At 53.0% G+C, this 9,089-nt stretch carries 8 protein-coding genes; 4 read left to right on the plus strand and 4 right to left on the minus strand.

Going from position 1 to position 9,089, the window contains the following annotated elements; all coding sequences use genetic code 11:
* From meaB to Q7J88_RS11845, 3 genes are all read right to left on the minus strand, one after another.
* Positions 1-890, minus strand: an 890-nt coding sequence (meaB, locus tag Q7J88_RS11835) for a methylmalonyl Co-A mutase-associated GTPase MeaB (protein WP_303722435.1), incomplete at its 3' end; no start/stop codon positions are given.
* A gap of 77 nt (positions 891-967) precedes the next feature.
* Complete coding sequence (gene scpA, locus Q7J88_RS11840) at positions 968-3,106, minus strand: methylmalonyl-CoA mutase (RefSeq protein ID WP_303722436.1); 2,139 nt, start codon at positions 3,104-3,106, stop codon at positions 968-970.
* Positions 3,107-3,188: 82 nt separating this feature from the next.
* The gene (locus Q7J88_RS11845; protein WP_303722437.1) at positions 3,189-3,749 is read right to left on the minus strand and encodes a helix-turn-helix domain-containing protein; all 561 of its coding nucleotides are present in this window, start codon (positions 3,747-3,749) and stop codon (positions 3,189-3,191) included.
* A 1,009-nt stretch (positions 3,750-4,758) separates the two neighbouring features.
* On the opposite strand from Q7J88_RS11845, the gene groES reads away from it, so the two are divergent.
* The 4 genes from groES (at position 4,759) to Q7J88_RS11865 (ending at position 7,615) form a co-directional block, all read left to right on the plus strand.
* Entirely contained in the window at positions 4,759-5,049 is a 291-nt protein-coding gene (gene groES / locus Q7J88_RS11850; RefSeq protein WP_303722438.1) for a co-chaperone GroES, read from the plus strand.
* Positions 5,050-5,084: 35 nt separating this feature from the next.
* A complete protein-coding gene (gene groL / locus Q7J88_RS11855) occupies positions 5,085-6,728 on the plus strand; it encodes a chaperonin GroEL (protein ID WP_369682032.1) in 1,644 nt (547 codons plus the stop codon).
* 189 nt (positions 6,729-6,917) lie between these two features.
* Positions 6,918-7,226, plus strand: a complete 309-nt coding sequence (locus tag Q7J88_RS11860) for a hypothetical protein (protein WP_303722439.1) — start codon at positions 6,918-6,920, stop codon at positions 7,224-7,226.
* A 227-nt stretch (positions 7,227-7,453) separates the two neighbouring features.
* Entirely contained in the window at positions 7,454-7,615 is a 162-nt protein-coding gene (locus Q7J88_RS11865) for a hypothetical protein (protein ID WP_303722440.1), read from the plus strand.
* A gap of 229 nt (positions 7,616-7,844) precedes the next feature.
* Here the strand turns inward: Q7J88_RS11865 and Q7J88_RS11870 are convergent, their stop codons facing one another.
* Positions 7,845-8,822, minus strand: a complete 978-nt coding sequence (locus tag Q7J88_RS11870) for a thiamine biosynthesis protein (RefSeq protein WP_303722441.1) — start codon at positions 8,820-8,822, stop codon at positions 7,845-7,847.
* Between the last annotated feature and the right edge of the window lie 267 nt (positions 8,823-9,089).

The raw sequence follows: 9,089 nt of genomic DNA on the forward strand, positions 1-9,089 counted from the left end.
AGAAGTGCGGCGACATGCTTGTCGCGCATGAATAGCTCTTTTAGGTCATCCATTACCAGAGTCCACATCCAGTCGTTAGCCTGCAGTTGCCTCTTGGTATCGAATTCGCCAGTTTGCTGCATTTGAGCTTTGAAATTGAGAACCGTCTTCCAGAACTCTTCAATCCCCTGGTTGTGCAGGGCGCTGCAGAGCATCGCTGGGACAATCCAAGTCCGGCTCTTCGGCTTGAAAAGGTGCAGGGCGTTTTCGTATTGCTGGCGGGCCAGTTCCGCCTTCGGGCGGTTGTCCCCTTCGGCCTTGTTGACCAGGATCGCGTCGGCGACCTCCATCACCCCTTTTTTGATTCCCTGTAACTCGTCACCGGCATTCGGCAGCTGTAGCAGCAGGAAGAAGTCGACCATCGAGGCCACGGTGACCTCCGATTGGCCGACACCGACAGTCTCGACAATGATCACGTTGTAGCCGGCCGCCTCGCAGAGCAGCATGGTTTCACGGGTTTTGCGCGCCACCCCGCCAAGGGTGTCGCCACTGGGGGATGGTCGGATGAAGGCGTTCTGTTCGCGGGAGAGCTCTTCCATGCGGGTCTTGTCGCCGAGGATCGAGCCTCCGGAGAGCTGCGAGGTCGGGTCGACGGCGAGGATTGCAACCTTGTGCCCTTCTCGGATCAGATACATGCCGAGTGCCTCGATAAAGGTGCTTTTCCCTGCGCCGGGAACTCCAGAGATTCCAATACGGATTGAGTTGCCGGAATCAGGCAGCAGATTGTCGAGCAGTTCCGTCGCAGCGGGCGAGTGGTCCGGATTGCGGCTTTCGATCAAGGTGATCGCTTTGGCAAGGGCGCGGATTTTTCCTGATCTTACCCCTCTAGCGATGGTGGTGACGTTCTTCAAGAATTTCCCTGTCAATTAAAGCTGAAGGGCGGACCAGTAAGGCCCGCCCTTGAGTGTTGACGTATCTATCTATTTAACTACTTTCCCTCAATCGCATCAAGAGTCTGGCTGGCCGAAACGGTGATTGGGGTGCCAGGGCCAAAGATCTTGGCGGCACCTGCCGCGTAGAGAGCGTCATAGTCCTGGCGCGGGATGACGCCGCCGCAGACCACCGCGATGTCCTCGGCGTCAAGTTTTTTCAGCTCCTCGACCAGTTGTGGTACCAGCGTTTTATGTCCTGCTGCCAGCGAGGAGACGCCGACTACGTGGACATCGTTCTCGACCGCCATCTTGGCCGCTTCTTCCGGGGTCTGGAACAGCGGGCCGACATCGACATCGAAACCGGCATCCGCGTAGGCAGAAGCGACTACCTTGGCGCCGCGGTCGTGACCGTCCTGACCCATCTTGGCGATCAGGATACGGGGACGACGTCCTTCTTGGGCGGCGAAGGCATCGACGCGTTTTTTCAATTCGGCAAAGTCTTTATCTTCATCCACGATAGATCCATAAGCTCCTGAGACCAGCTTAATTTCGGCCTTGTGGCGGCCGAAGACCTTTTCCATTGCGTCTGAAATTTCGCCGATCGAGGCACGCAGGCGGGCCGCCTTGACGCTCAGGTCGAGCAGGTTGCCTGTGCCACTTTGACAGGCGGCGGTGATGGCGTCAAGTGCTTGCTGGCAGGCCACCTCGTCGCGTTCAGCGCGCATCTTTTCGAGACGAGCGATTTGTGACTTGCGGACCGCTGTGTTGTCGACATCGAGAACCTCTATCGGATCTTCTTTGGCCAGCTTGTATTTGTTGACACCGACAATGACGTCGCGGCCGGAATCGATGGCGGCCTGTTTCTTGGCAGCCGATTCCTCGATGCGCAGCTTCGGCATCCCTGACTCAATCGCCTTGGTCATGCCGCCCAGTTCTTCTATTTCGTCGAGGATTTTCTGGGCTTCTTCGATCAGCGAGCTGGTCAGCGACTCGACATAGTAGGAACCGCCTAGTGGATCGACCACGTTGCAGATGCCGGACTCCTCTTGAATTACCAACTGGGTGTTGCGGGCGATGCGGGCAGATTGGTCGGTCGGCAGGGCGATCGCTTCATCCAGTGCGTTAGTGTGCAGCGATTGGGTGCCGCCGAGCACCGCGGCCAGCGCCTCAAGGGTGGTGCGGATGACATTGTTGTACGGATCCTGTTCTGTCAGCGACCAGCCGGAAGTCTGGCAGTGGGTGCGTAGCATCGACGACTTGGGGTTCTTCGGGGAGAACTGGCTCATAAGTTTTGCCCACAGGAAGCGTGCGGCGCGCAACTTAGATGCTTCCATAAAGAAGTTCATGCCGATGCCGAAAAAGAAGGAGAGCCGAGGCGCAAAGGAATCGACATCCAGCCCTTTAGCAATGGCCGTTTTTACGTATTCGATGCCGTCGCTGAGGGTGAAGGCCAGCTCAAGAGCAGCGTTGGCGCCTGCTTCCTGGATGTGATAGCCGGAGATCGAGATTGAGTTGAATTTCGGCATATTCTGGCTGGTATACTCGATGATGTCGCCGATGATGCGCATCGATGGCTCCGGCGGGTAGATGTAGGTGTTACGGACCATGAACTCCTTGAGAATATCATTTTGGATGGTCCCGGCCAGCTTTTCCTGGGGAATCCCCTGCTCCTCAGCAGCAACGATGTAGTTAGCCATGATCGGCATGACTGCACCGTTCATGGTCATGGAAACCGAGACCTTGTCGAGAGGGATCTCGTCGAAGAGTATTTTCATGTCCTCGACTGAATCGATTGCTACCCCGGCCTTGCCGACATCGCCGACGACGCGCGGGTGATCGGAGTCGTAGCCGCGGTGGGTGGCCAGGTCGAAGGCGACCGAGAGCCCCTGCTGACCGGCGGCCAGGTTGCGCTTGTAGAAAGCGTTCGATTCTTCGGCGGTGGAGAAGCCGGCGTACTGGCGCACGGTCCAGGGGCGGCCGGCGTACATGGTTGCCATCGGCCCGCGGACAAACGGGGCGAGACCCGGCATGGTGTCGGCGGTCTCCATTCCATCAGTGTCGGCCGCAGTGTAAAGAGGCTTGACGGTGATCCCTTCCGGGGTCTCCCATTTGAAGTTGGAGAGATCTTCCGTCTTCTTCTCTTTTTTCGCTTGGGATTCCCAGTCGGCGATGGTTTTCTTTTCGAACGAACTCATACGTTTGTCCCTTCTCTCTGTCTCAAAATGACTGCATGAATTGCCATATATGATTGAATATGAAACTGCTTCTGAGGAGGTGTTAGCGGGTGACCACAGCTAGAACCTGTACTGTGGCTCCCTCTTTGGACAGCAGGCGGTGTTTGACGGTGGAGTCGAAGTAGGCTGCGTCACCTGCTTCTAACACGAAACGCTCCTCATCCAGGATCAGTTCGGCCTGGCCGTCGAGAATCAGTAAAAACTCCTCCCCTTCGTGGTTGTAGAGAGTCTCTTCTTGGGCACGCTCATTGACGGTGAGCAAAAAAGGCTCCATTTTCTTGTTCTTCTTGCGGTAGGAGAGGGTTTCATAGGTGTAGCCGTGTCCGGTACCGTCTTTGGAGATGACTCGGCTGACCACCCGGCGTTCATCCTTGCGCACGATCTCGTAGCGGGTGGCCCCTTCCCCCTCTTCGAAGAAAAAGCTCATTTTGACGTCGAAAAAACGGGCTATTTTAGAAAGAGTTGCGATCGGTGGAGAGACGTTGTTATTCTCAATCTGCGAGATCAGCGCCGGAGAAAAACCTGTTTCGGTTGCAACATCCTGCAGGGTCAATTTTCTTTCCTTGCGCAGGGTTTTTATTTTTTTGCCGATATCGAATTCCATTGTATTTATATGCCGTGAAAAATAGAAAGGGGTTTTATATCCTGTCCCGTATAGCGGACGTGGTAGAAAATGTCAATATCAATATTTACTGGTGGTAAAACCATTTAGCGAAAATTAACATGTTTCACCATCCTTACAAATTCTGTTCAACTATTTAGTTTTTCAAGGTTTAATTTTTGTTTAGCGGACAAACTTGGAGTTGGTTTCTATTTAGCTCTTTTAGGCTCCCTTAACAGAAGAAAAGGTTGAAAATATTTCTTGCCTCGCCTGTTCTTGCTCAGTTTTTGCTATTTGCTCTGCTCCTGTGCCGGACCTGCTGGAACTTTCTTGCCATCGCATACCCTTCTTGCGTTTGCAGATAATTGATATTCTGTAATCCCGTTCCAGACCGTTAGGGTCCCGCAAGAGGTTTCGACCAATCTTTTCGATCTGTTTGCCGATCGGCTTAATCTGAAGGGGGAGCAACTGGGGGTCGAATTTAACATTTTAAAGCAGGGGTTAGCTGAAATTTATCTCGCATAGTTGTCGGATATAAGCTATTTGCGCGGCGAACTTTTGCGTATGTCGAAGAGGTCGGCAGTACCAGGGCCGACATCAAGTCCCGCAGCCGCATTAGGCCCTACCTGCCGAAGCAAGCGGAGCCGGCGCTGCAATTAACTTTTTCCACCGAAATTTTCTTCCAGAACGATTATTCTTCCTTGGCCAACGAAAGGCGGAAATTGGCTGAACAGGTCGCTGAAAAGCTAGCTGACTAGCTTCTAGCCGTCCTTGCATGCAGCAGGTAAATATTGTCTCGGTTTTTTATTAAAAAATGACTTGACAATAATCATTGGCCGATTATTATTGTTTTTCGCTGTTAGCACTCCCTCTAGCCGAGTGCTAACAGGCTGAGCTGAGGCAGGCACTGCTTAGATTGACCGGAGCGGCGACTTGTCTCTTTGTGTCTTCTGCATAAACCGCAATGGCCGAATCGGCCCAAGTATTGATTGTAGAGAAAGGAGATCCAACAATGAACATCAGACCATTGCAGGACCGCATTATCGTTGAGCGCGTCGAAGAAGAGACCACCACTGCTGGTGGCATCATTATTCCGGACACCGTTTCCAAGGAAAAACCGCAGGAAGGCAAGGTTGTCGCTGCAGGTAAAGGCAAAGTGACCCCGGAAGGTAAGGTGCTGCCGCTGGATGTCAAAGAAGGCGACCGGGTTCTGTTCGGCAAGTACGCTGGCAGCGAGATCAAGATTGACGGGAAAGAATATCTGATCATGCGTGAAGACGATATTCTCGGCGTTGTCGAATAATTAAGAATAAATATTTTACGGAGGATATAAGTATCATGGCAAAAGAGATCAAATTTTCTCAAGACGCACGTGCACTGATTCTCGACGGCGTTAACGCGCTGGCAGATGCGGTCAAGGTTACTCTCGGTCCCAAGGGTCGTAACGTTGTTATAGACAAGTCGTTCGGAGCTCCTCTGATCACCAAGGACGGTGTCACCGTGGCTAAGGAAATCGAGCTGGAAAACAGCTTCGAGAACATGGGCGCCCAACTGGTCAAAGAAGTTGCTTCCAAGACTTCTGACGTTGCCGGTGATGGTACTACTACTGCGACCGTACTTGCTCAGTCGATCTATCAGGAAGGCGTCAAGCTGGTGACTGCCGGTCACAACCCGATGGAAATCAAGCGTGGTATCGACAAAGCTGTTACCGTCGGTGTCGAAGCTCTGCAGAAGCTCTCCAAGCCGGTCAAGGACCACAAGGAGATCGCTCAGGTAGGTACCATCTCGGCCAACAGCGACGAGACCATCGGCAACATCCTTGCTGAAGCAATGGAAAAGGTTGGCAAAGAAGGCGTCATCACCGTCGAGGAAGCTAAGGCGATGGAAACCAGCCTCGAGACCGTAGAAGGTATGCAGTTCGATCGTGGCTACCTCTCACCGTACTTCGTCTCCGATACCGAGCGCATGGAATCGGTCATGGAAGATGCGCTGATCCTGATCTACGATAAGAAGATCAGCACCATGAAGGACCTGTTGCCGGTTCTCGAGCCGGTCGCTAAACAGGGTCGTCCCCTGATGATCATTGCTGAAGATGTCGATGGCGAAGCGCTGGCTACCTTGGTGGTCAACAAGCTGCGCGGTACCATCAACGTATGCGCCGTTAAGGCACCTGGCTTCGGTGATCGTCGTAAGGCGATGCTGGAAGATGTCGCTATCCTCACTGGTGGCCAAGTGATCTCTGAAGAGGTTGGTTTCAAGCTGGAGAACGCAACCATCGACATGCTCGGTACCGCAAAGCGGATCGTGGTCGACAAGGACAACACCACCATCGTTGATGGCGCAGGCGCTGAAGCTGACATCGAAGGTCGCGTCAAGGTGATCCGTGCTCAGATCGAAGAGACCAGCAGCGACTACGATCGTGAGAAGCTGCAGGAGCGTCTGGCCAAGCTGGTCGGCGGCGTTGCCGTGGTCAAGGTCGGTGCTGCCACCGAGACCGAAATGAAGGAAAAGAAAGCCCGCGTTGAAGACGCACTGCACGCAACCCGTGCTGCTGTTGAGGAAGGTATCGTTCCTGGAGGTGGTGTTGCTCTGCTGCGTATCCTGAAAGATGTTCAGGCTCTGGAGCTGGAAGGCGAGCAGAAATTCGGTCGTGACTTGGTTATCCGTGCTCTGGAAGCTCCTCTACGCCAGATCGCCATCAATGCCGGTCTGGAAGGCGCCATCGTCGCCGACAAGGTTTTCAACGGTGAAGGATCCTTCGGTTTCAACGCTGCGACCGACGAGTACTGCGACATGCTGGAAGCTGGTATCATCGATCCGACCAAGGTGACCCGCAGCGCGCTGCAAAACGCTGCCTCGGTTGCCGGTCTGATGCTGACCACTGAAGCGATGATCGCAGAGAAGAAGAGCGAAGGCGGTGACAGCATGCCAGCAATGCCGGGCGGCATGGGCGGCATGGGCGGCATGGGCGGCATGATGTAAGCCCATCCAACTAGGCTGTAAAGCAAAGCGCCCCGCCGGAATTTCCGGTGGGGCGCTTTTTCGTTTGGGAATCGGTAGCCGTGGAGTAGTTTTCTGTAAAGATTGAAAAGTGGGATAGGATCGTTAAGGTTTAAAGATGTATATGATATTTTGCTCGCGATAACCGCAGGAGGTTTGAAATAGTCTTGGTTGTCAGATTTTTATCGTGGGCTGGAAAAACCATATTTCTACACGTTGAATAGAAAGCTGATCGGTAATTTTTTTGCGCCGATCCTTTTACAGGTCCTCTCCACTCTTCTCCTTTGGCAAGGGAATAACCCTCTTGATCCCATTTCTTCCTCGGCGGAGCAAATCGCATGCCCGCAGGTTGAGCATATCCATACAGCCGATCGATTCTTCGCATTGGTTGCCGTTTCCAGCTTTTTCACTATCTGCTCAATGGTCGGCTTAATTGTTCCTGCGTCATTTGATTGTGTATCCGATCAAGGCATTGAATAGTCAGTTCGCCAAAATGGTAAAGAAAAATGTCGATTTATCCCAGCAGCTTGTAATGAGCAGGGTTGATGAGTTTGCAGAATTGGCTGACAATCACACCGGTTTCTCGCCCGTTTGCAATCGACCATCAGTCCAGTTAGGAGAATGGGGATGGGAACCGAGGTCAGCGCAGAGAAAGTGCTAAACTGCATGAACGATTCGGCAGCAAAGCCCCGCAGCAGGTGGAGATAGTGGAGCTGATCTTCTCCTCAAGCGATTACGTAACGCAGCTGGTCGACAGTATCTCAACCAACACCCAAACCATCACCGACTCGACCTCCGATTGTTTGACCAGCGCCCGGGAGTCATATGCGTTTATTGAATCGTTGAATCAGGACATCGGACGATTGTAGGAGCAGATCAAGGAACATGACGGCACCATCAGGCAGATGGGGAGCGGTCGCTGGATCTCGCGAAGGTCATCAACACGATAAAAGAAATCTCTTTTCAAACCGGTCTTCTATCTTTGGACGTATCGGCTTCGATTCGACTGTTATGTTACTACACTGATCCACAATTACCGGCAAACCTCCCAAAAGGAGGTTTGCCGGTATTTTTGTTTTGCGTAACTGCTGGGCGTCTTTATGATAGGATCATTCCTCGTGAGGCTTCGCGCGGGAGCGGCGATACCATCAGCTCAAACGACTTCTCCTGATTGCTGAACAGTACTTCCAACTCCGCTTCATCTTTCCCCTTGCCATAGGAGGCGAGGATCGCGGCAGCGGTTTGAAGATCCTCCTCTTTTTCTTTCCCGCAGAACAGCCCCAGCGGCCCGCTGAAGTTGCTGCAGCGCAGCTTCAGTTGCTGGTCATTGGCCAGCTCATTGATCCGGTCATTGTCGGCCCGATTGCGGCCGAGAACCAGTTTGGCTGTCGGCGAAATGCGGAACTGCCGGCCGACCTTGAGGAGTTCGACATCGGTCGGAGTCGCCAACGGATCATGTTCAAGCAGGTCACGAAGTTGATTGGAAAAGCCGACTTCGGTCAGCAGGCAGCCGCCGCCACTTGATGGGAAGTCGGGGTAATTCCATTCGATGGCCAGCGCCTGTTGGCGTTTACGGGAACGCCCCTGAATATCGAGCAGTTGTTCCCGATCGACAAGCCCCTTCTCTTCCATCGGGGTAATTGGCAGCAGTTTTGCGCTCAGTGGCCTCAGGACCCGATCGGGATAGCCGGAATGTTTTGCCACCGATCGAAGCGCGTTGGCGTTCTGGCTCATCGGCCGTTGGCCAAGAACTTCGCCGGAAAAGAGAAAATCAAAACCTTCCTGCTCCATAATTTCGCCCGCAAGACGGAACATCATGGCGTGGCAATCGATGCAGGGGTTCATGTTACGGCCGTAGCCGTATTTCGGATTTTTCACCATCTCCAAGTGGATATCGCTGATCTGTTTAACAAGCAATGGGAAGCCGATCTTTTCTGCGGCAGCGATCGCCTTTCCAGCGCCGAAAAAAGGGGTGACAAAGGAAATGCCGGTGACTTCGATCCCCTGGCGCAACAGGGTCATCGCTGCAAGGGTGCTGTCGAGTCCACCCGACATCAGGCCTAATGCTTTGGTCATCAATTTTTCTCCAGAATCTTAGGTTTAATTTCTTCTCTAGCACAGTCGTCAATTTTGCCACAAGTCCATCCATGAGATTTCTTGATAGTGGCAGGCCCTGCAGTAAGATTGAAAATTTTAATCCTTTAGACTGGCAAGGAGTGACAAGATGGCAAAAATTGACACACTTTTCAAGATGATGCAGCAACAGTGGGCCAGTGATCTGCATATTTTGACCGGAGTACCGCCAATCAGCTGAAGTTGGCTGAAGGGGTACGCAAGATGACC

Source organism: Malonomonas rubra (assembly GCF_003247215.1).
Lineage (GTDB): Bacteria > Desulfobacterota > Desulfuromonadia > Desulfuromonadales > Geopsychrobacteraceae > Malonomonas > Malonomonas rubra_A.